Raw genomic sequence first — 21,087 nt, 5'->3', positions numbered from 1 at the left:
ATAGCCATGTCAGCATTGACTGTAAAATTGGAAAGCTTATTGACGAGAGGCAAAGGCACGGAACAGCGCATTGCGCAGTTTTTGCTGGAGTATCGCGACAGCCTTGTTGCGATGAATGCCGCAGAATTGGCTCAAGCAGCTGGTGTCAGTAGTGCATCCGTCATTCGTTTTGCAAGGCAAATGGGTTACCGTGGCTATCCTGAATTTAAAGTCGATTATTTATCGGATGAGAAGCAACACAAAGCAGAAAGTTTATATGGCAATCTGAGTCGTAATGACGATACGGCTCAGATCATTGCCAAATCAGGGCAGCTGTTTATTAGTGCCATTGAAAAATCGTTAGAACTGTTAGAACCCGCTGCGGTTGATGCTGTTGCTCAAAAACTGGTTGAAGCGAAACGCATCGTGCTGTTTGGTATTGGTTCATCAGCGATTGTGGCGAATGATATTTTCCATAAATTTATCCGCGTCAATAAATCGGCTTTATTTAGCCCAGATTTGCATGTGCAACTGAGCTACTCGGCGAATTTAGGTGATGGAGATTTAGCTATTGCGGTGACCGCTAGGGGTAATACACCTGAAGTGAACCGTATGCTGAAATCCGCTCACGATAATGGCTGTACCACTATCGCCTTAACCCGTTTTGGGCAAGATGATGCGGCGCGCCTCGCGGATTTAATACTCCCTTATTACTATGATGAACAACATTCTCAGTTGGGGGTAATCACCCCTCAAGTGTTGCAGATGGTGATATTCGACACACTATTCTTCAAATACTTAACCCTTGCTAATGAAGATGCGGACATCGCATTGCAAAAAGGTCGACAAGCCGTTACATCGGCAGGATAAACCACCATGATTGTCACAGAGTTAGCTATCGGCGCACTGATCGGCTTGATTATAAGTACGACGGGTGTGGGCGGTGGTGTCATTGTTTTACCCATATTGACATATTTTTTTGGATTGAATGCCCTAGCGGCAGTAGCAACGGCGAATTTTCTCTCCATGTTGATGAAAGTGTCTTCGTCATACATGCATTTTCGATTAGGGAATATTCCCCTAAAAGGCGCGTTGATAGTCTTAGCGATTATGTTGCCAAGTACATTTTTATCCAGCCTGCTGGTGACGTGGTTAGGCAGCATTCCAGCGTATGAAAAACAGGTGGAATGGGGGATTAATGCGCTGGTGGCTGCGGCAATTATTTTTTCATTGTACTTATTTATTCAGCGGATGTTTTTTGCCAATCCACTCAAGAAAGTTGTCATGAAAGAAAACCAGCTGAAAGCGATGGCGATTCCGGCGGTGTTAGCTGGGGTTGTATTAGGTGCGACAGGGGTAGGCGGTGGGGTGGTCGTTTTACCCATGTTATTGCGCTATATGGATTTAAATATCAAACAAGCCATTGGTACATCGATTGTTGTCACGACAGTATTATCGGGATCTTCAGCTTTGGCTTATGCGCAAGATGGTTACACGGATTTAAAACTGGCATTAATTCTCTGTGCGGGCGCGTTATTGGTCATGCCATTGGCAAAATATTTGCTGGTGAAATTATCTGAACGGACATTCCAATACCTCACTTTATTGCTGATCTTATGCAGCGCCGTAATGATGACTTGGAAAGTGATTATGCCGTAAAAATGAAATAATGCTTTTCCTTACTCGCCTACTTTCTTTCATTAGTCTGAAATTGATAGTTTAAATATAATTACATTTAAACTATCAATGTTATTACTTATTTAATTTTCATCTAAAAATGAAATTCAATTTTCGAAAATAATAAATATAATTGAATTTTTACTTTTTAATTTGAAAAAATATTATCATTAATAAAATGTTGGGCTATAATAAATTTCGCTCATTGGAAATTAATCTATTTTTGATTTTCATTGTTGAGTTTTAAAATATGACGCTATCTTTTTTGTATATGTAATAATTGATATTGTTATTTTGTTTTAAACAATTGATATTGAAGTGGATGCTCTTATAAAGATACGATTTTTAATTAAATTTAAATTGCGATTTATATTTTGGAAAACACGTTGTTTGTTTTTCAAGAGTATTGAAAAGCATCAATCCAAAATGATTATATTATGAAATATCAGTTAACTCATGCGTATAGCCGATCAGCTCAGTTTTATGGTGTTGAAACAAACTTAAGCCTAGAGCAATTTCAACAAGCTTGTGCTTATATTCAGTTAATTAGAGATAAACTACCGAGTTTTTCATCTTCTGATGATTATCTAGTTGAGTGTGAAACTCTTTTTCTTCTTCAGATGTTTTATGGCTTTATGCCATTATATGAAAATAGTGAAGTGGATGCGATTGTTGATGTTCATCATAACTGGGAATGTTATGTAATTGGTGGGAGCTTGGCGTCTATAAACCAATATGCGATATGTAATGCAAGCATTATTATGCTGGAGTTTCTTCGCTATAAATTACAGGCAAAACTCAATAATTATTCTAATGAGAAAATAAAAGTTGATTTAGCTCGGCTAGATTCCTTATTAAGTGGCCATTTTTTAAAAAAAGAATGGGAGCTGAGAGATGTTTATGGAAATGATCTTACGGGTATTCAATTTTTAAGAAGTGATAAAGTTGAATTAATATCTAAAGCACCTATAGAAGCTGAAATGTAGCGAGATGAATTTTTTAGTTGATAGAAAGCACAAAGCCGTCACTAGATGAAGTGCCCCCTTTAGTTGGATAACCATTTGCTGGGGGGCTTTTTATGCCAAAATATAATTGCGATGTAAAAATTATCATTGCAATAGATGTGTATCAGAGATTCTGAGTATTTACCCGTTGAGGTAAGCTTTATCTCAAAGAGTTAAAATGCGCTCTGTAATTAAGGTCATCAATTTCGATGTATCAACATCAGTCATGATTTTACAATTCATCGTTTCCGAACTGTGATGAGTCAAAGTAGATGGGGTCGCAAAACTATGACCAAATAATCTCTTGGATTCATATTCAATAGAGATTGAACCATCAACACCTGAAAAAATTTCAGGTTGAATGAGGTAGGCAATAACACAAGGGTCATGAAGGAAAGGATCAAATTCAGCATATCTTCGACACATTTCTGCTACGCTCTGGGCAATAGCCCCTCCTTTTTCCAAAGCAGTGCACAAACCCGCTCTTATATCCGCTTTACTTGTCACATCTAAACCAAGCATTGTAATGTGCTGCGCACTATCAAAAACTATATGAGCAGCATGAGGGTCTACATAAAAATTAAACTCAGCGGCTGGCGTTATATTTCCCTGTGTAAATGCGGCTCCTCCCATGACGACAATATCTTTTACATTATCAATTAATTTTGGCTCTTTAATGATAGCTATTGCAATATTAGTGAGAGAGGCTATTGCGCATAATGTTATTTCACCAGGATTTGCCATAACAGAATCAATAATAAAGTCTACCGCGTGACCAGAATCATTGTGGTGTTTAGATTCCGGTAGGAGCACCCCAGCAAGCCCATCTGTACCATGAACATTCGTTTTATTCCCAGTTTTGCTCATTAATGGACGATTACAGCCTTTAGCGAGAGGAATATCTAGCCTATTAGCTAATGTCAGTAATTTTTTTGCATTACTGTGAACCTTTTCTAACTCTACATTCCCTGCGACTGTTGTTATCCCGATTAATTCTATTTCTGGTGACGCTATAGCGAGAAAAATAGCCACTGCATCATCAACTCCAGGATCACAATCTATTATTATTTTATGCATGTTAACTCCTTGATTTATAATTTATTAATTAGATAATCGAAAGTATTAATAATTAAACCTAAAGTTTATTTATAGAATCTATTTTTAGAGCGTGTGAAAGCTAAAGATAGAAGAGCTAAAAAATTAAAATAGAGGGAATCTATATATTAATATTGCCAAAAATATCTTTCTAATGAAGTTTTTTTGGTAAGAATGATGATTTTAATAAGTTATGATGGTTTTCAAACACTAAAATTTAAAGTTAACTTGTTATGGCATGATTAATTACATGGAAAGTTCAAAAAATAGAACGATTGAAATATAATAATCTAAAAAATGAGAACTCATGATTGTTTTTTAAAATATAATCCTGAAAATGTGAATCACATCGCATTTGGCAACTATTTATCAGGTGGGTATTTTTATGAAAAATAGTGAATATATTTTCTATGTTTCAATTTCTTAAAAAGAATGCTTTTTTACATTCACATTCGTTCGTAGAAGAATAAATGGCATATTTTTTTCTGCTTGGATAATCGTAATAATCAACAAAATAATTTTTTAATCTATCACTGCATAAATTATGCATTAGCCTAATGAGCATAATTTTATAATGACTGTGTTTACCATTGATTGAAAGCGGCTAGTTTTTAGTGAATGTATGAGCTCATTTTTCTGAGGAGGGAAGTTCGATAGGTACTACCGTGAAGCGATTGCGGTGATGGATGAAAGATAAATCATCACTGATGAACCAATAAATTAATGATATAGAAAGCAAAAACCCGCCACTAGGGCGGGTTCTTTAAATAGTGGTGCCCGGACTCGGAATCGAACCAAGGACACGGGGATTTTCAATCCCCTGCTCTACCGACTGAGCTATCCGGGCAACGGAGCGTATTAAACCTGATTTAAGAGGGTGAGTCAAGGCGGTTTCTAAAAACTTTTGATTGAATGCGTTTTTTTTCAGCGTTTGAATTAAATTTTAATCAAATCAATGTAAAAACTCACAAAAAGTGAAAAAAAAATGCCAGAAACGTTGAGGGTTATCTGGCATTTATGTTGCTATTTTAATGGTTTATTAGCGTAAATACTTTTTCTGCGCCTTATTAACTTTAATCAGGTAATTACGAGATTCTGCCGCAGGGTGTTTGGTCGAAAGTGTCTCGTAAACCTCACCTGGCTCTAAATTATTAATTCGTTGAGCAGCTTGCTTTTTATCATTATGGAATACACGCAACACACTACCTGCACCCCCGTTATAGGCTGTGATCACCGCATAGCGACGTGAGGTTGGGTTACTAATCTCTCCTAAATAGCTATTTTGTAAGATAGCTAAGTAAGCGGTGCCTGTATCAATGTTTTGCTCAGGGTCAAACAGGTAGCTGCGGCTTGGTACACCGGATTTACCTTGAGAACGGAATACGTCTTTACCTGCGGTGTTCGGCATAATTTGCATCAAGCCTAACGCATCAGAGCGGCTAACGGCATAAGGGTTGAAGCTTGATTCAATTTGCATGATCGCCAGAATCAGTGATTCATCTACACCGTATTTTGCAGAAGATTTTTTAATATAAGGCAGATATTTATGGGCGCGTTTATCGAGGTGGTTTGGCACCAATTGCATGGTAACCGACCAAACGATATTCATGCCGGACTGCCTGCGCTGCATTTTATTGCTGATCAGATAATCAGCAAATTTATTCGCGCGCCACTCCCAACGAATAGGTTCGCCCATATTGTCCATAACCTGACCAAACAGGAATGGCTCTTTACTGTAGGGAATGTCGTTAATATCGGAATAGAGGTCGATGGAGTTCGGGTCATCGCCCATCAATAATGTAGTGACAATCGCTTTCTTCAGGTGTGCTGACGGTTCAACAGCAGAAATTGTCTCGACCGTGATGGTTCCTGCATCAAAGTTAATGTGGCTACGAGTACGATACTCATCAGTATATTTCACATAGTCTTTGGGACCTGCAATGAGAACTTCTTTAATCCCCCAAATATTTTCGATGTTATGAGCAAATTGCCCCATCAAAATATCAAAGCCATTAGTATCTTTGACATAGTCAGGATTAAAGTCAGATTTCTGATTACTAGAACAAGAAACAATCAGGGGAATCAACAATGTGAGTGTGAGTAATTTTTTCATACGATCCACAATATTAATGCAAGCTATTTACTATTTCGTTCATTGAATCAAAAGCGTTCAAGTTGCAGGGGGGAGCAAACCAAGCCATGCAACTTGAGGAACGATAGGTATAGACCTAAAAACTATTTTTCTGGGGTATAGCCATCAATTTGAATATCGTGACCTTCAAATAAGAACTTCACCATTTCTTGTTCCAACATTTTACGGTCATCTGGATTCATGGTGTTGAGCTTCTTTTCATTGATCAGCATCGTTTGTTTGGTCATCCATTGACTCCATGCTTCTTTCGAAATCTCATTAAAAATACGCTTTCCTAATTCGCCAGGGTAAAGCTGAAAATCTTGCCCATCAGCGTCACGTTGTAAGAAAGTGCAAAAAATGGTTCTACTCATTTAATTTTTCCTCAAATATCAGATAATAAGGCAAGTTGTTTTAGTAAACTTTCAACCGGTGCAGCGAGCCCAACGGTTGCGCCTAGGTGTAAGTTATACCAGAGTCCATTACCTTCATCCATGGCAGAGTTAACTGCCTGAATATTAACTTTTACAGGGATAATATCTAAATGGAAATGGCTAAACGTGTGGCGAAAAGCAATTAATTGTTCTGGTATGTCATGTTGCAGACCAGAATCAGCCAGCCATTGAGCCAGTTGCTCATGGCTTTCAAACTGTGGAAAGGCGAATAATCCCCCCCAAATACCGGATGGCGGTCGTTGCTCTAACCAGACATTATCTTGGTGTTGAAGGATCAAGAACCAGGCACTTTTTTCAGGAATTTTTTGTTTCGGTTTTTTACCCGGATATTCCTGCCAAGCATGGTTAGCGTATGCAATACAGCCTGTATTGAGCGGGCATAATTCACATTTTGGCTTGCTACGGGTGCATACCATCGCGCCAAGATCCATCATGGCTTGGTTAAAGTATTCCACTTCAACGTTAGGTGTGACCTTGGTGCTAATGTCCCACAGGCGGTTTTCCACCTCTTTTTTCCCTGGCCAGCCTTCGACGGCATAACAGCGAGCTAAAACACGTTTTACATTCCCATCTAAAATGGGATAGTGCTGTTTTTGAGAAAGGGAGAGAATGGCACCTGCGGTGGAACGTCCAACACCAGGAAGCGCATTAACTTCCTCAAATGTCGTCGGAAATTGACCTTGATATTGAGTCGCAATGACTTGAGCTGCTTTATGTAGATTGCGTGCTCGGGCGTAATAACCGAGCCCCGTCCATAAATGCAGAACTTCATCAAGGGGCGCATTTGCCAATGCAGTGACGTCGGCAAAGCGTTGAGTAAATTTTTCAAAATAGGGAATGACAGTGCTGACTTGGGTCTGTTGCAACATGACTTCAGAGAGCCAAACATGGTAGGAGGATTTTTCCTGCTGCCATGGCAAGGTTTTACGACCGTATTTGTGATACCACTTGAGCACGGCGCTTGAAAATTGTTGAGCTTCCATTATTTATAATATTTTTATCGCTATTTCAGTCATGATGAGGATTGCAACATAGACCGTGGTGGCTGTAAACCGCTTCTTGTGTAAAGTTATCCAATTATCAACTGCAAGATCCGAGAAGTTTTGCTAAACTCCCTTTCCCACCATACTTAGATATTAATTAATTAGGTATGTTTGGTTTTTTTTATACTCTTGTTGGCACATTATCTAATTGGACAACGAATTTTTTAGAACTTTATTATGATCAATAACGTTATCTCCCCCGAATATAATGAAGAAGGGCGGGTTATGCGCCGTGTCCGTAGTTTTGTCCGCCGTCAAGGGCGTCTGACAAAACGTCAGGAAGAGGCATTAGAAAGCGAATGGGCAGAAATGGGTATCGATTTTGTTAACGAACCCTTTGATTTCGCAAAACTATTTAATAATTCAAATCCGGTTACTCTGGAAATTGGATTTGGAATGGGCGCCTCATTAGTCACGATGGCAGCACAAAACCCAGATAAAAACTTTCTGGGAATTGAAGTGCATGCACCGGGTGTTGGAGCTTGTTTGGCATCGGCAAAAGAAGAAAATGTCACCAACTTACGTGTGATGTGCCACGATGCTATCGAAGTTTTAGACTTCATGATCCCGAACGGTAGCTTGGAAATGGTTCAGTTATTCTTCCCTGATCCATGGCATAAAGCGAAACACAATAAACGCCGTATTGTGCAGGTGCCTTTCGCAGAAAAAATTCGCAGTAAATTAATTGATGGTGGTGTTTTCCACATGGCGACAGATTGGGAACCTTATGCAGAGCATATGCTTGAGGTAATGACCAGTGTTGCTGGGTATGAAAACGTATCAACCACAGGGGACTACGTTCCTCGTCCAAAATCAAGACCAGAAACAAAGTTTGAAAAGCGCGGCCAGCGGTTAGGGCATGGTGTATGGGATTTAATGTTTAAGAGGATTTAATCATGGCTAAACAACAACGTAGTCGCCGTTTACGTAAAAAAATGCGTTTGGATGAATTCCAAGAATTAGGCTTCATTGTTAAATGGAACTTTAAAGAAGGCACGCCGATCGAAGAAGTGGATAGCACCGTTGATCAACTGATTGCTGAAGCTATCGAACCAAACGGACTGGCATTTGAAGCTAGCGGCTACATGAACTGGGAAGGGATTGTTTGCCTACAAAAAATTGGTAAATGTACCGAAGAACACCGTCAAATCGTTGAAAATTGGCTAAAATCAAAAGGGATGAACGACGTTGTTGTTTCTGAACTGTTTGATGTTTGGTGGGAATAATAACTAGTTTGATTATTAATAAAGGCATCCAATTGGATGCCTTTATTTTCTAGAGTAATCCATTCTGGAGCAAAACACTTGAGCACCCAGTTTTCTGACCAATTACTGCATGATATTTTGGAACAAGTTCGCCCCCTGATAGGTCAAGGAACGGTGGCAGACTATATACCTGCTTTGGGCGGTATTCCTTCACATCATTTGGGGATTGCGGTACATACCGCTGAGGGAGATGTGTTTACCGCTGGAGATGCCAAAACACGTTTCTCAATTCAATCTATTTCTAAGGTTCTTAGCTTGACCTTGGCAATGACGCGTTACGAAGAGCAAGAAATTTGGAGCCGTGTTGGTAAAGAGCCATCAGGGCTGCCATTTAATTCATTGATTCAAATCGAAATGGAAAAAGGAATTCCCCGGAATCCATTTATCAATGCTGGGGCGATTGTGATTGCTGACATGCTGCAATCTCGTTTGAGCGCACCAAAACAACGGATGTTAGAGTTTGTCCGGAAACTCGCTTGTGAGCCAGATATTAGTTATGACACGAATGTCGCACGCTCAGAAATGGAACATGCGAGCCGTAATGCGGCCATCGCGTATTTAATGAAATCTTTTGGCAATTTTGATAATGATGTTTTAACTGTTTTAGAAACTTATTTTCATTATTGTTCTCTAAGTATGAATTGTGTCGAGTTAGCTCGGTGTTTTACCTACTTAATGAATCAAGGTGAATCCTCTTGCTCGATAGACCCGATTATCACGCCATTGCAGTCTCGACAGATCAATGCCTTAATGATGACTTGTGGAATGTATGATGGTTCCGGTGAATTTGCATTTCGTATTGGAATGCCCGGTAAGTCAGGTGTCGGTGGTGGTATTGTGTGTGTGGTTCCTAACCAATTCACGGTGGCAGTATGGTCGCCGGAATTAGATTCGGCGGGAAACTCTTTGGTGGGATGCGCCGCCTTAGAACTGTTATCGAAACGCATTGGACGTTCTGTTTTTTAATTACCTCTCAACAGAGATAGAGGTAATCGACGAGGAGATTTTATGTTACGCCGTACTTTAATTGCATTTTCATTACTGGCCTGCGCCACGAGCCAAGCGGCGGATTATAACTGTGCCGTGACACCCAAAGACGATATTTTTATGACGCCTGAACATGTTCAAGTCATTGGTCGTAGCGGGGATTTAAAAATCACGCCTAATGGTGATGTCACCTTAAATGGTCAAAAAGTTGCACTGACCTCAGAGCAGCAGCAACAAGCATTACGTTATCAATCGGCCATCCGTCAGGATTTACCGTGGATCAAAAAAGAGTCCGAAGAGAAGTTAGCCGCTTCAAGAAAATCCCTCGATAAAGTGGTTGTCAAAGTGATTGGAAGTGACAGTAATATTCGTAATCGCTTAACGAAACTCGAAAAAGATCTCAATGGTCAGATTAATCAAATCATTGAAACCCGTTCAAATGGCTACGTTTTCCACCATGAAGGAATTAAAAAGGTGGAAACAACAGGGCGTGAATTAGTCAATGAAAGCTTAGGTGGTATTCTGCAAGACAGCATTAATGAAATGGGTCGTAAGCAGTTGCTGGCAGGTGGTGACACCAATAAGATGCTGCAAGGTATGTTGGGCAGTCTTGGTGGATTACAGCAAGAAATTGAAGGCGAATGGAAAAACCAAGAAAATAGTTTCCAACAGTTTGGTCAGCAGGTTTGTACGAAAGTGACATCGCTAGAGCAACAACGTATGAGTTTATTAGACGGGATTAAATCTAAATAATTGAGTTCTGTCCGCGTTGATAGGCAGCAACAGGGAAACGTGTTGCTGCTTTTTTGCATTAAAAATTCGTGAAAACTATGATGTTCATACCATAAATAAAAACAATACTAAGAATCATTATCATTTAATTGACTTATTGGTCACTCTCCTTAGAATGCTGGTTTGGCTTAACGACTAAATTGGTGTTACTACATGAAAAAATTTATTCCAGCTCTACTTGTTTCTCTTTTATCATTCTCCGCACCTTACGCACTGAGTGCTGAATCAGCTGCATTCACACCAAACGCAATCACTGCACAAGGTACTGAAAAAGTTACGGTTAAACATCTTTCTGGCGAAACAGAAGTGGTAAAAAAACCACAGAAAGTGGTTCTGTTTGATTTCGGTATCTACGATTCAATGCAAAAACTGGGATTAGGGGATAAGGTTGTCGCGTTGCCGATGGGAAATGCGCCTGCTTACGTGAAAGCGGGCATCCCTGCGACAGTGAAAAATGCAGGTGGCATGAAAGAGCCTAATTTAGCTGAAATCGCTGCATTGAAGCCGGATTTGATTGTGATCACCGGTCGCCAAGGTAAATCTTACGAAGCGTTATCAAAAATTGCACCGACGCTGAATTTAGGCTCTGATAGCAAAAACTATATTGAATCAGTAAAAGCGAATATCCGTTTAATTGGTGATTTATACGGTGACCAGAAAGCGGTAGACGAGCAACTGGCTCAGTTGGATAAAACCATTGCAGAAGCTCAGAAAAAAGCGGCTGCATCCAATAAAAAAGTGCTGGTTTTATTGCACAATGACGGCAAGTTAATCCCAAATAACCAAGCAGTTGTTTATGATGTGGTGAAAGCACAGCGCGCTGAATTACCTGTTCAAGCGGATGCAGACAAATCTAAACGCCGTGTGGTGGATACCAAAACTATCGCACAAGCGAACCCTGATGTGATTTTAATTGTCGATCGTAGCGAAGCGATTGGTGCAGGTAAGTTAGATAAAACGGTATTTGAAGACCAAAATATTCAAGAAACGAAAGCGTATAAAGATGGCAAAATTACCTATTTGCAATCTGACTTGTGGTATCTCTCTGGTGGTGGTTTAGTCAGCCTCACTGAACAAATCGATGCAGTCACCAAAGCACTGTAATCGATAAATTATTATTTTCATTTATTACCCTTAGTAAAAAGAAAAAGCCAGCATTAAGCTGGCTTTTTTTATGGAAGAAGAAAAATCACTCTTCCCCTAAAAATAGCTCCAGTAGGGAATTTAAGAATAATTTTCCATGTTCGGTAATTTGCCATTCATCGGCGGTTTCTGAGATATAGCCTTTGGCTAACGCCTCATCAATCGCCGGACGTACAACTGACTCGGCTAGCCCAGTATATTCCGTAAATTCTCGGCGAGGCATCGCTTCTAGTAACCGAAAACGGTTCATAAAATACTCGAATGGGCGGTCTTCGTTCTCTACATTGTAGCGATTATCGAGATAACGACCTTCCATATAGCCGCGAGGATGCTTCGTTTTGACTGTACGTAAAATCTGACCATCGGTAGAGGTAATTTTACCGTGTGCACCACAGCCGATACCGAGGTAATCCCCGAATCGCCAATAGTTAAGATTATGTTCGCACTGGTAACCCGCTTTGGCATAGGCGGAGGTTTCATATTGTTGATAACCCGCGGCTGTCAGTAACTTATGTCCTTCTGTATAGATATCCCATAGGGTATCGTCGTCCGGTAAACGCGGAGGACGAGAGCCAAATTGCGTATTTGGTTCAATGGTGAGCTGATACCAAGAAAGATGCGGTGGCGCGAGCTCAATGGCTTGGCGTAAATCAGATAACCCTTCATCGCGAGTTTGTGATGGCAAACCGTGCATTAAGTCCAAATTAAAACTGCGCAGATGTAAGTTGGTGGCTAACTGTGCGGCGCGCTTGGCTTCATTGGGACCATGAATACGCCCCAGCATAATCAGCTTGTCGTCCCCGAAACTTTGTACACCAATGGAGATACGGTTGATCCCCGCAGTTTGGTAACCAGAGAAACGGTCTGCTTCGACGGTGCCTGGGTTGGCTTCCATCGTGACTTCTGCATTAGAATCCAAGTTAACGCGTTGACGAACACCATCCATCAACATTTGCATGGATTCGGCACTTAGTAAACTCGGTGTTCCGCCACCAATAAAGATAGTTTTGACTGGGCGGGAGCCAATAAGCTCCGCGTCCTTATCAAGATCGTCAAGCAAATGTTCAACATACTCAGTTTGAGGAATTTCCCCTTTGAGAGTATGCGAATTGAAATCACAATATGGGCACTTTTGTACACACCAAGGAATATGGATATACAGGCTTAATGGGGGAAGCTTAAGCATTTTTCAGTGCATCCAACATCATTGCTAACGCTTTACCACGATGTGATACCGCTTGTTTTTCTGCTTTAGTCAGCTCCGCAGAGGTACAACCTAATTCAGGTACGTAAAAAATCGGGTCGTAGCCAAAGCCACCTTGCCCTTTTGCCTCTCGGGTTAATACCCCGTGCCAGCGTCCGTGAAACACCAGTGGCGTTGGGTCTTCGGCATGACGTAAATAAACCAGCACACAGTTAAACTGAGCTTGGCGTTGGTCATCGGGGACGTCTTTCATGGCATCGAGAAGCTTATCGAGGTTTTGCTGGTCAGTGGCATCTTCTCCTGCATAGCGAGCGGAGTAGATCCCCGGTGCACCGCCTAAAGCATCAACAGAAATACCAGAGTCATCGGCAATCGCGGGTAGACCTGTATGCGCTGAAGCATGGCGGGCTTTTAAAATCGCGTTCTCAATGAAGGTTAATCCTGTCTCTTCGGCGGACTCAACGCCAAGGCTGGTTTGGGCAACGATGTCCATACCAAAATCACGGAGTAAGTCCGCTAATTCGTTTACTTTACCTGGATTACCAGTTGCTAAAACAACTTTTTGCATTGCTTTTATCTTCCCTTACATAATGCCGACAGAGAACAACATTGCGGTTAGCGCAGGGTCGATCATTAAGGAAACATCAACACGTAAGTAGTTCAGTGCGATCAGAATAAACATGACAATCATCGCAGAAAAATCTAACCCACCCATCGCTGGAATAATGCGACGAATTGGCGCCATTAACGGTTCAGTTAATTGGAACAATAAGTAATCTACAGGGTTACGACCTTGGCTGACCCAGCTTAAAATTGCGCGGATTAAAATCATCCAGAAAATCAATTTACCGATGTAAGTCAGTAAGAGAATTAATCCCATTGGTAGAAGGGTAAGCCCAATGGCAGGCAGCATATTGGTTGCCCACATACCAAAGATAATATCGGCTATCGCCAGCACAAACGCGACGAGCAGAGTCGCAGTATCTAAAGACCCTACAGATGGGATCATGCGGCGTAGTGGTCCAACAATAGGTTGGGTTGCTTTAACCACAAATTGTGAGAATGGATTATAAAAGTCTGCGCGAACGCATTGCATCCATACTCGAAGCAGAAGCACAAAGATATACAGTTGGATCAGGGTGGTAACAACAAAAACGATAGTCTGCATGGCGTGTCCCAAAAAAATAAATTAAAAAAGTTTTTCCATCTCTTCCGCTCGGTCAATCGCGCTTTGCATGGCATTGGCGACAGTCTGCGGTAGATGACCATTATAAAATTGCTCTAAAGCCATTGCGGTAGTGCCGCCTTTAGAGGTGACTTGCTCACGCAATGTCGAAAATGGGGTATCACTCTGTGATTTAGCTAAAGCCACTGAGCCTTCAATGGCATTGAGTACTAACTCACGAGCTTGTTTTTCATCATAGCCAAGTTGTTCGGCTTTTTGCTGCATAGATTCCATGAACAGGAAAAAGTAAGCGGGGGAGCTTCCTGTTAACGCAATGATATTATTAATGTCACTCTCTTTAGCGCACCAAGTGGTGGAGCCAACGCTTTCCATTAATTGCTGCGTAAACTGTTTGTCACCTTCCGTCACATTGGGTTGTGCAAACAAACCGCTCACCCCTTTACCAACCAGTGATGGGGTATTTGGCATAATACGAACTAAGTGCAGAGAATGTGCAAAGTAGTCATTGTAACGCGCTGCGGGAATACCTGCGGCAATGGTTAATACCAGCTTGTTTTCTAAATTGGTGAGCTGTTGCAGCGGTTCACAAACGTCTTTCATCATTTGAGGTTTGACGGCCAGAACAATGACGTCCGCTTGCTGAGCTGCCGTTAGGTTGTCATGGGTGCTGATGATGCCATAATCCTGCGCCATTTTATCGCGACGTACAGGGGTTGGTGAACAAACGGTGATCATCGATGCCGGATAGCCATGAGCCACAAGACCCGCAATAATGGCGTTTGCCATATTCCCCGCGCCAATAAAGGCGATTTTGCGATGTTGCATGTTGTTCTCCTAAAGATTAATTATGGTATTGACGGGCACCGAAGATCGCAGTACCGATACGTACGAGAGTAGAACCGCAGTGAATTGCAGCACGCATATCGTCGGTCATTCCCATCGATAATGTATCTACAGTAGAGTAGCTGGCTTTCAATTGCTCGAATGCGTACTCCATTTGGCGAAATGCAGCACATTGGCGCTCATAATCAGTTTCTGGGGCGGGGATGGTCATTAACCCGCGTAACACTAAATTTGGCAATCGGGCGACTTGAGCCGCAAGCTCATTTACTTCCTCGAGGGTTATTCCCGATTTGCTGTTTTCATCGCTAATATTAATTTGGATCAGCACATTCAGCGGTGCTTTATCTTGAGGGCGCTGCTCATTTAAACGCTGAGCGATTTTGGCGCGATCTAAAGTATGGAACCAATCAAAATGTTCTGCCACTAAACGACTTTTATTGGACTGGAGTGGACCGATAAAGTGCCAGACTAGATCATTTCTTTCTGAAAAATACTGGATTTTCTCAACGCCTTCTTGCACATAGTTTTCACCAAACTGGCGTTGACCGGCTTCGATGGCTTCCATAATGGCTTCACAAGGTTTGGTTTTACTCACAGCTAACAGGGTAATATCTTGAGGGGAGCGGTGACACTCAGTGGCAGCAAGACGAATACGCTCTGTGACATCAGATAGGTTTTTTTGAATTGTCATGTTATTCAATACCGTTTTTCAGTTGCTTTCGGTGAATAGTGAGAATTAACCCTAGTGTAAAGCATATTAAGGGCGAACGGCACCTTTGCAGCAACTGAATGGGGAAAATAAACGTAAAGATGTGCTTTTTAGTAATTCTGTTCGAACCAACTCTCTAAAATCACGACCGCAGAGGCAGAATCAACTTTTCCTTTGCTGAGCGCACGATAGCCACCTTGCTCAAATAAACCCGCTTTTGCTTCCACGGTAGACAATCTTTCATCATGTAATTGGACTTGTACACCAAAGCGCCCATGAATGCGGTTGGCAAAATTACGTGCTTGGCTGGTGACGAGCTGCTCTGTGCCATCCATATTCAAAGGAAGACCGACAATCACCAATTGTGGCTGCCACTCTTTGAGCAATTTTTCGATTTGTGACCAGTCAGGTCTGCCATCGCTGGCTTTTAATGAGGTCAATGCGCGAGCGGTGCCAGTAATTTCTTGACCCACGGCAACACCAATACTTTTAGTCCCAAAATCAAAGGCGAGTAAGGTTCTGGCTGACATTAGGCATGCCCCGCTTGCAGTGATATGTTATGGATGTCGATCCCTAAAAGGTCGCCAGCGGCTTTCCAACGATCTCTTAATGGAGTATCAAAAATCAGTTTAGGATCAGCTTTGACAGTCAACCAGCTGTTTTCCATGATTTCGTTCTCTAATTGTCCGGGTTCCCAGCTTGAGTAGCCCAATGTAACCAGAGAGTTCATTGGGTGCTGATCGCTGCCTAATGTTTCTAAAATATCTTTCGAGGTAGTGACCATAACATGGTCATTTAAGCGTAAACTGGCAGCATAACCGGCAACAGGGGTATGGATAATAAACCCATGTTCTTCAGAAACAGGACCACCTGCAATTACCAGTTTTTCCAGATTTCGCGTGTTGGTATTCTCCGAAATGGTAATTTCGAGTTTTTTCAGCATTTCAGAGACAGAAAAATCCTCAATGGGTTTATTGATCACTAAGCCCATTGCGCCATTTTCATTGTGTTCGCAGATATACACAACGGAATGATCGAAATAAGGATCCGTCAGTGAAGGCATGGCAATTAAAAAATGATTCTGTAAATTCATAAATGGCAAACTCAGGGGTTATGTTCCTATTGGTTATGATAAAGATAGCGCGTTACGGTGATGACAAAATAACGGCAAAGGCAACCTCGAAAGGCTGCCTTTTGGAAACGAGCCAGTTAACAAATACTATTTTTTCAGGCGGCGCTCAATCGCATCCATCAGCATACCGGTGATGGAGATATCAAATGCAGCTTCAATTTCGCGGGCACAAGTTGGGCTGGTGACGTTAATTTCAGTCAATCGGTCACCGATAATATCTAAGCCAACAAAAATGAGTCCTTTTTCTTTCAAGGTTGGTGCCACAGCTCGCGCAATAGCCCAATCACTTTCGGTTAATGGACGCGCTTCACCACGACCACCAGCGGCGAGATTTCCTCGGGTTTCCCCTTGTGCTGGAATACGAGCAAGGCAGTATGGTACTGGCTCACCATCAACGACGAGTACACGTTTGTCACCTTCTTTAATGGCAGGTAAAAAGTTTTGTGCCATGCAGTAACGAGAATTGTGCTCCGTTAAGGTTTCGATGATAACGCCAACGTTTGGATCATCTTTCTTCAAACGGAAAATAGAGGCGCCGCCCATACCATCCAGTGGTTTAAAGATAACATCACCATGTTTTTGGTGGAACTCACGCAGCTTTTCAGAGCTACGAGTCACTAACGTATCTGGCGTTAACTCTGGGAACCAAGCGGTAAACAGTTTTTCGTTACAGTCACGTAAGCTTTGTGGCTTGTTCACGATCAGGCTGCCGGCTTGTTCTGCACGCTCAAGAATGTAAGTCGCGTAGATATATTCGGTATCAAATGGCGGATCTTTACGCATCAAAATGGCGTCAAGGTCACTTAAGGCTATGTCTTGCTCTGAGTGGAATTCATACCATTTAGTTGGGTTCTCTTCGACGGTCACGATTTTGGTCGTTGCACGCGCTTCGCCTTGGTGTAGGTAAAGATCGTTCATTTCCATATAGTGAATTTCATAACCGCGACGCGCAGCTTCTAGCATCATTGCAAAACTGGTGTCTTTCTTGATTTTAATGGATGAAATCGGATCCATTACTATGCCGAGCTTGATCATTTTATCTCCTTAACCCAAGTCACCTAAACGCACTTGTAATGCTGTTATTGCGGTTAGTGCGGTCGTTTCAGTTCGTAATACTCGTGGCCCTAACAGGATATCAGTGAATTGATAATTCGCTGTCATGGCAATTTCGTCTGCGGATAGTCCACCTTCGGGACCTATCAGTAATCTAACGTGTTTTAAATCAGCGGGGAGCGTATTGATGCTCTCACTTGCCCGTGGGTGTAAGTTAATTTTAAACGCACCATCATTTTCAGCACACCACGCTTCAAGAGATTGAACGGGGCGAATGACAGGGATGCGGTTACGACCACTTTGCTCGCAGGCTGCAATGGCAATTTTTTGCCACTGTTGTAATTTTTTCTCTAATCGTTCGCCATCAAGACGTACACCACAGCGCTCAGAAAGCAGAGGAGTGATGGTATTGACGCCAAGCTCAACGGACTTTTGAATGGTGAACTCCATTTTTTCCCCGCGGGACATAACTTGTCCTAGGTGAATATCTAATGGGGATTCACGATCATCAAGGGTGCTATTTAGAACGCGGACAAACACATTTTTTTTCGTCGCTTCAGTAATTTCAGCGTTGAATATGTGATTGCTTCCATCAAATAATTCTAGCTGCTGTCCGGCTGTCATGCGAAGAACTCGACCTACATGGTTGGCTGCATCATCACAAAGCGAAATCGTGGTGTTAATTTGGAGAGGCTCTGGGTGATAAATGCGTGGAACGCGCATGATTTTTCCTTAGTCAATAATCAAGAGAACTGATGCAGGATATGGGGACAGAATCCTGAAAAACAAGAGGACGGATTGAGTTTATAACTAAAAAGAGGGATTTTTTAGTTCGTCTGTGCCTTGTCTTTCAGACTCTAAATTTGTCGATAAAACCGACCTTAAACCACGAAATTATGGTGTTGGTTTATTCATCACACATCGTATAGTAAGTCGCAGTATTGATAAACGTCTGGGTTCATGGAAAAGGAGAAACCATGATTGATACAGCAAATGGAATGCTGGTACTTATATTGCCAGTCATTGTATTGTCGCTTTTGTCTGCGTGGCTGACAACTCAGTTACTGCGATACATTCCCGTCTGTTATTTTGATTTACCGAGTATTGTTATCAGTTTCAATCGGATATGGGCTGGGTATTTTGTGCTTGGGGGAATAGTGGTACTGCAAGGGTATCCGTTTTTCACCCTTGTTTTTTTATTTCTATTTTTTAATTTTGGGCTTCCATTGTGGGTCATTGACATTAAAACAGGCTATTTGCCCAATATTCTTACGTATCCTTTACTGTTATTAGGTGTTTTATTTCAATGGATTATGCCAACTGGAAACATACTTTCGGCGATGTACGCACTGATATTCAGTTATATTGGGTTAGAGGTGATCACAACATTGGTGGAAAAACTCAGGCGACGTCCACAAATGGGACGAGGGGATTTTAAGCTGATTGCGGCGTGTTCAGCGTGGTTGGGAATATTTTATCTGCCTTATTTTCTAGGGCTTGCCGCAAGTTTAGGTTTATTACATTTTCTTTGGTTGATATGGCGAGGCAAACAGAAAGTCGTGCAGAGTATTCCGTTTGGTCCCGCCATTATGTGTAGCGCCAGCTTTTGGGTGTTGCTTAGCGTGCATCCTAATTAGCCGCGGCGACGAGTGAATCTAAAAACTGTTGCCATTTTTCGGGTTCACCGAGGTAGTTTTGCAGTGGCACTCGTAACCATTTACCTTGTTGTTGAATAAGCAAGGTCGGAAAACCCGATGCACCTGATTGGCTAAGTAGTTGTTTACTTTGCTGGATATGTGCATTCGTTTCTGTTTGTGCACATTGTGCATAATCTTTTTGGAACTGATCAACATTCAAACCAATTTCTTGCGCCACTTCCGCTAAGACTTCGGGCTGTTTAATCTGGCGACCAGAAATGTAATGTGCTTTTTGCAAAGCTTTAAGCATTTCAACGCCTTTTCCTTGCTTTGTTGCCGCTAAAATAGCTGTTTGTGGTGGCGTTGAGTCCATCACTACATTTGGCTGATGCAACATGGCAATATAGTCATCACCAAAAACTTGCCCTGTCATGGCAGCAATGCGTTTATCTGATTGCAGGATGTATTGGCGAAATTGGTCATCAAGATGGAGTCGAGCATCGCCAGCTAGCATTCCGCCACCGTGTAATTCTAATTGAATGTGTGGATGATTGGCGGCAATCGTCATTAACGGGGCTGCGGCATAGCACCAACCACAGTAAGGGTCATAGATATAATGTAGGGTAATTGCATTCATGGTATTTATTCTCTTTGGTTATTGTTTCATCATTCTATTCGAGTCGGTGCAAAATATCGAACGGACGGAAAATAGCAGTTCAATACACGCTATCTCCGTCACGGTTTATTTGCGTTTCGATATATCAGTCGCTTATTGTGGCCACTGCATTTCGCCTTTCACAACTTTTGCGCTTAACTCTAAGCTCGATTTGTCATCCAAACTTGGGTAGCGAGCTTCCATTTTCTGAATAAGTTCTGCGGAATCTTTACTCTGGCTGTTCGCTTTCTCAAAGTCAGTTAAATATTTTTGGGTAAAAGTCACACTCGCCAGATCCATTTTAGATTTACCCGTAAAATGCCCCGGAACAACGACACTTGGTTTGAGTGCTTTGATGCTCTCTAAAGTTTGTTGCCAATGTTGACGTGATTGCGGAGTCTGAGTGTCTGCAATCCAAACGTGGATATTGTCAGAAACAACAACGCCACCCACAACCGCTTTAAGCGAAGGAACCCACACATAGCTTCTATCCGGTGATACGCCATCTAACCCTTTAATTTCTAACGTTTCGCCATCTACAGTGAAGTGATTAGTTTTGATAACTTCAGGTACGACAACTTTACTTGGCGCTTCATTTTTTAATACACCGCCCCAATAAGCCAGTTTGCCATCTTTAGTCGCATTAATAGCATCAACCGTTTGTTGTGTGGCAACAACTTTCGCTTCAGGGAATGCTTTTGTCAGTGTTTCTAACCCGAAATAGTAATCAGGATCAGAATGGCTGATATAAATAGTTGTCAGTTTTTTATCCAGTTTTTTGATTTTATCCACTAACTGCTGGGCGTCATTATTTTGAAACTGAGCGTCAATCAATACCACTTCTTTATCGCCACTGATAATTTCAGAGGAAACGGGAAACACACTGTTATTGCCTGGGTTATAAACATCTAAGGTTAAGTTCGCCGCTTGAGCAAAGTGAGTGGCAGTGGCAAACGCGGTTGCAGTTAATACAGTCGATAATTTCATTTGTCTATCCTAATGTTGAGTGATGTTGTGTGCCTGGTTCGGCTTGGTGTGTATATTAAATTGCAATTAAGGTGAGAAAAACGCCATAATAAGGTCATGTTTGTTGCATA

24 protein-coding genes and 1 tRNA gene are annotated in these 21,087 nt (G+C 41.7%); 9 read left to right on the top strand and 16 right to left on the bottom strand.

The window, feature by feature from the left end; genetic code table 11:
* The first annotated feature begins 6 nt into the window (after positions 1-6).
* The 3 genes from PR766_RS02180 to PR766_RS02170 all read left to right on the top strand — a co-directional run bounded on the left by PR766_RS02180 (position 7) and on the right by PR766_RS02170 (position 2,642).
* Positions 7-849 (top strand): MurR/RpiR family transcriptional regulator, encoded by an 843-nt coding sequence (locus PR766_RS02180; protein ID WP_006657359.1) that lies wholly within the window; start codon positions 7-9, stop codon positions 847-849.
* A gap of 6 nt (positions 850-855) precedes the next feature.
* Positions 856-1,638 carry a sulfite exporter TauE/SafE family protein gene (locus PR766_RS02175; RefSeq protein ID WP_006657360.1) on the top strand — a complete coding sequence of 261 codons (783 nt, stop codon included), beginning with the start codon at positions 856-858 and terminating at the stop codon, positions 1,636-1,638.
* Between the two features lie 455 nt (positions 1,639-2,093).
* Positions 2,094-2,642, top strand: coding sequence for a hypothetical protein (locus PR766_RS02170; RefSeq protein ID WP_036967190.1), 549 nt, complete (start codon positions 2,094-2,096; stop codon positions 2,640-2,642).
* 183 nt (positions 2,643-2,825) lie between these two features.
* On the opposite strand, the gene PR766_RS02165 is transcribed toward PR766_RS02170, so the two are convergent.
* The 5 genes from PR766_RS02165 to mutY all read right to left on the bottom strand — a co-directional run bounded on the left by PR766_RS02165 (position 2,826) and on the right by mutY (position 7,324).
* The gene (locus tag PR766_RS02165; RefSeq protein ID WP_006657362.1) at positions 2,826-3,737 is read right to left on the bottom strand and encodes a nucleoside hydrolase; all 912 of its coding nucleotides are present in this window, start codon (positions 3,735-3,737) and stop codon (positions 2,826-2,828) included.
* 789 nt (positions 3,738-4,526) lie between these two features.
* Positions 4,527-4,602 (bottom strand) — tRNA-Phe (locus tag PR766_RS02160).
* A 192-nt stretch (positions 4,603-4,794) separates the two neighbouring features.
* Entirely contained in the window at positions 4,795-5,868 is a 1,074-nt protein-coding gene (gene mltC / locus PR766_RS02155) for a membrane-bound lytic murein transglycosylase MltC (RefSeq protein WP_006657364.1), read from the bottom strand.
* A gap of 122 nt (positions 5,869-5,990) precedes the next feature.
* Positions 5,991-6,260, bottom strand: coding sequence for an oxidative damage protection protein (locus PR766_RS02150; protein ID WP_006657365.1), 270 nt, complete (start codon positions 6,258-6,260; stop codon positions 5,991-5,993).
* Positions 6,261-6,271: 11 nt separating this feature from the next.
* Positions 6,272-7,324, bottom strand: a complete 1,053-nt coding sequence (mutY, locus tag PR766_RS02145) for an A/G-specific adenine glycosylase (RefSeq protein ID WP_036979938.1) — start codon at positions 7,322-7,324, stop codon at positions 6,272-6,274.
* A gap of 237 nt (positions 7,325-7,561) precedes the next feature.
* On the opposite strand from mutY, the gene trmB reads away from it, so the two are divergent.
* The 5 genes from trmB to PR766_RS02120 all read left to right on the top strand — a co-directional run bounded on the left by trmB (position 7,562) and on the right by PR766_RS02120 (position 11,532).
* Entirely contained in the window at positions 7,562-8,278 is a 717-nt protein-coding gene (trmB, locus tag PR766_RS02140; protein ID WP_154636354.1) for a tRNA (guanosine(46)-N7)-methyltransferase TrmB, read from the top strand.
* 2 nt (positions 8,279-8,280) lie between these two features.
* Positions 8,281-8,610, top strand: a complete 330-nt coding sequence (locus tag PR766_RS02135) for a YggL family protein (RefSeq protein ID WP_006657368.1) — start codon at positions 8,281-8,283, stop codon at positions 8,608-8,610.
* 36 nt (positions 8,611-8,646) lie between these two features.
* Entirely contained in the window at positions 8,647-9,615 is a 969-nt protein-coding gene (glsB, locus tag PR766_RS02130) for a glutaminase B (protein WP_006657369.1), read from the top strand.
* A 42-nt stretch (positions 9,616-9,657) separates the two neighbouring features.
* The gene (locus PR766_RS02125; RefSeq protein WP_006657370.1) at positions 9,658-10,389 is read left to right on the top strand and encodes a DUF2884 domain-containing protein; all 732 of its coding nucleotides are present in this window, start codon (positions 9,658-9,660) and stop codon (positions 10,387-10,389) included.
* A gap of 192 nt (positions 10,390-10,581) precedes the next feature.
* Positions 10,582-11,532 carry a siderophore ABC transporter substrate-binding protein gene (locus tag PR766_RS02120; protein WP_036967183.1) on the top strand — a complete coding sequence of 317 codons (951 nt, stop codon included), beginning with the start codon at positions 10,582-10,584 and terminating at the stop codon, positions 11,530-11,532.
* Between the two features lie 85 nt (positions 11,533-11,617).
* Here PR766_RS02120 and hemW read toward each other — a convergent pair whose 3' ends face one another.
* The 9 genes from hemW to rsmE all read right to left on the bottom strand — a co-directional run bounded on the left by hemW (position 11,618) and on the right by rsmE (position 18,421).
* Positions 11,618-12,757 carry a radical SAM family heme chaperone HemW gene (gene hemW, locus PR766_RS02115; protein WP_154636355.1) on the bottom strand — a complete coding sequence of 380 codons (1,140 nt, stop codon included), beginning with the start codon at positions 12,755-12,757 and terminating at the stop codon, positions 11,618-11,620.
* Positions 12,750-13,343 carry an RdgB/HAM1 family non-canonical purine NTP pyrophosphatase gene (gene rdgB / locus PR766_RS02110; protein WP_006657373.1) on the bottom strand — a complete coding sequence of 198 codons (594 nt, stop codon included), beginning with the start codon at positions 13,341-13,343 and terminating at the stop codon, positions 12,750-12,752. Before rdgB ends, hemW begins: the two co-directional genes overlap by 8 nt.
* Positions 13,344-13,358: 15 nt before the next feature.
* Positions 13,359-13,943, bottom strand: a complete 585-nt coding sequence (locus tag PR766_RS02105; RefSeq protein ID WP_006662644.1) for a YggT family protein — start codon at positions 13,941-13,943, stop codon at positions 13,359-13,361.
* A 21-nt stretch (positions 13,944-13,964) separates the two neighbouring features.
* Complete coding sequence (gene proC, locus PR766_RS02100) at positions 13,965-14,786, bottom strand: pyrroline-5-carboxylate reductase (RefSeq protein ID WP_036962655.1); 822 nt, start codon at positions 14,784-14,786, stop codon at positions 13,965-13,967.
* Between the two features lie 16 nt (positions 14,787-14,802).
* Positions 14,803-15,495 carry a YggS family pyridoxal phosphate-dependent enzyme gene (locus PR766_RS02095; RefSeq protein WP_154631045.1) on the bottom strand — a complete coding sequence of 231 codons (693 nt, stop codon included), beginning with the start codon at positions 15,493-15,495 and terminating at the stop codon, positions 14,803-14,805.
* A 128-nt stretch (positions 15,496-15,623) separates the two neighbouring features.
* Positions 15,624-16,043 carry a Holliday junction resolvase RuvX gene (gene ruvX / locus PR766_RS02090; RefSeq protein WP_006657377.1) on the bottom strand — a complete coding sequence of 140 codons (420 nt, stop codon included), beginning with the start codon at positions 16,041-16,043 and terminating at the stop codon, positions 15,624-15,626.
* Complete coding sequence (locus PR766_RS02085) at positions 16,043-16,606, bottom strand: YqgE/AlgH family protein (RefSeq protein ID WP_006662641.1); 564 nt, start codon at positions 16,604-16,606, stop codon at positions 16,043-16,045. Before PR766_RS02085 ends, ruvX begins: the two co-directional genes overlap by 1 nt.
* Positions 16,607-16,732: 126 nt before the next feature.
* The gene (gene gshB / locus PR766_RS02080) at positions 16,733-17,680 is read right to left on the bottom strand and encodes a glutathione synthase (protein ID WP_006657379.1); all 948 of its coding nucleotides are present in this window, start codon (positions 17,678-17,680) and stop codon (positions 16,733-16,735) included.
* Positions 17,681-17,689: 9 nt separating this feature from the next.
* On the bottom strand, positions 17,690-18,421 hold the full coding sequence (rsmE, locus tag PR766_RS02075; protein ID WP_006657380.1) for a 16S rRNA (uracil(1498)-N(3))-methyltransferase: 732 nt from the start codon (positions 18,419-18,421) through the stop codon (positions 17,690-17,692).
* A gap of 254 nt (positions 18,422-18,675) precedes the next feature.
* On the opposite strand from rsmE, the gene PR766_RS02070 reads away from it, so the two are divergent.
* Positions 18,676-19,335, top strand: a complete 660-nt coding sequence (locus PR766_RS02070) for a prepilin peptidase (protein WP_154636356.1) — start codon at positions 18,676-18,678, stop codon at positions 19,333-19,335.
* Here the strand turns inward: PR766_RS02070 and PR766_RS02065 are convergent.
* Both PR766_RS02065 and PR766_RS02060 read right to left on the bottom strand, forming a co-directional pair.
* Positions 19,328-19,972 (bottom strand): DsbA family protein, encoded by a 645-nt coding sequence (locus tag PR766_RS02065; RefSeq protein WP_036979953.1) that lies wholly within the window; start codon positions 19,970-19,972, stop codon positions 19,328-19,330. The two genes, PR766_RS02070 and PR766_RS02065, sit on opposite strands and share 8 nt — an antisense overlap.
* Before the next feature lie 132 nt (positions 19,973-20,104).
* A complete protein-coding gene (locus PR766_RS02060; RefSeq protein WP_036967174.1) occupies positions 20,105-20,977 on the bottom strand; it encodes an MBL fold metallo-hydrolase in 873 nt (290 codons plus the stop codon).
* Positions 20,978-21,087: the final 110 nt, after the last annotated feature.

Origin of the sequence: Providencia sp. PROV208, assembly GCF_028479465.1 — a bacterium.
In the GTDB taxonomy this organism is placed as follows: domain Bacteria; phylum Pseudomonadota; class Gammaproteobacteria; order Enterobacterales; family Enterobacteriaceae; genus Providencia; species Providencia alcalifaciens.
Note: the sequence above shows the minus strand (reverse complement) of the source record. Positions and strands in the feature narration are given on the sequence as shown.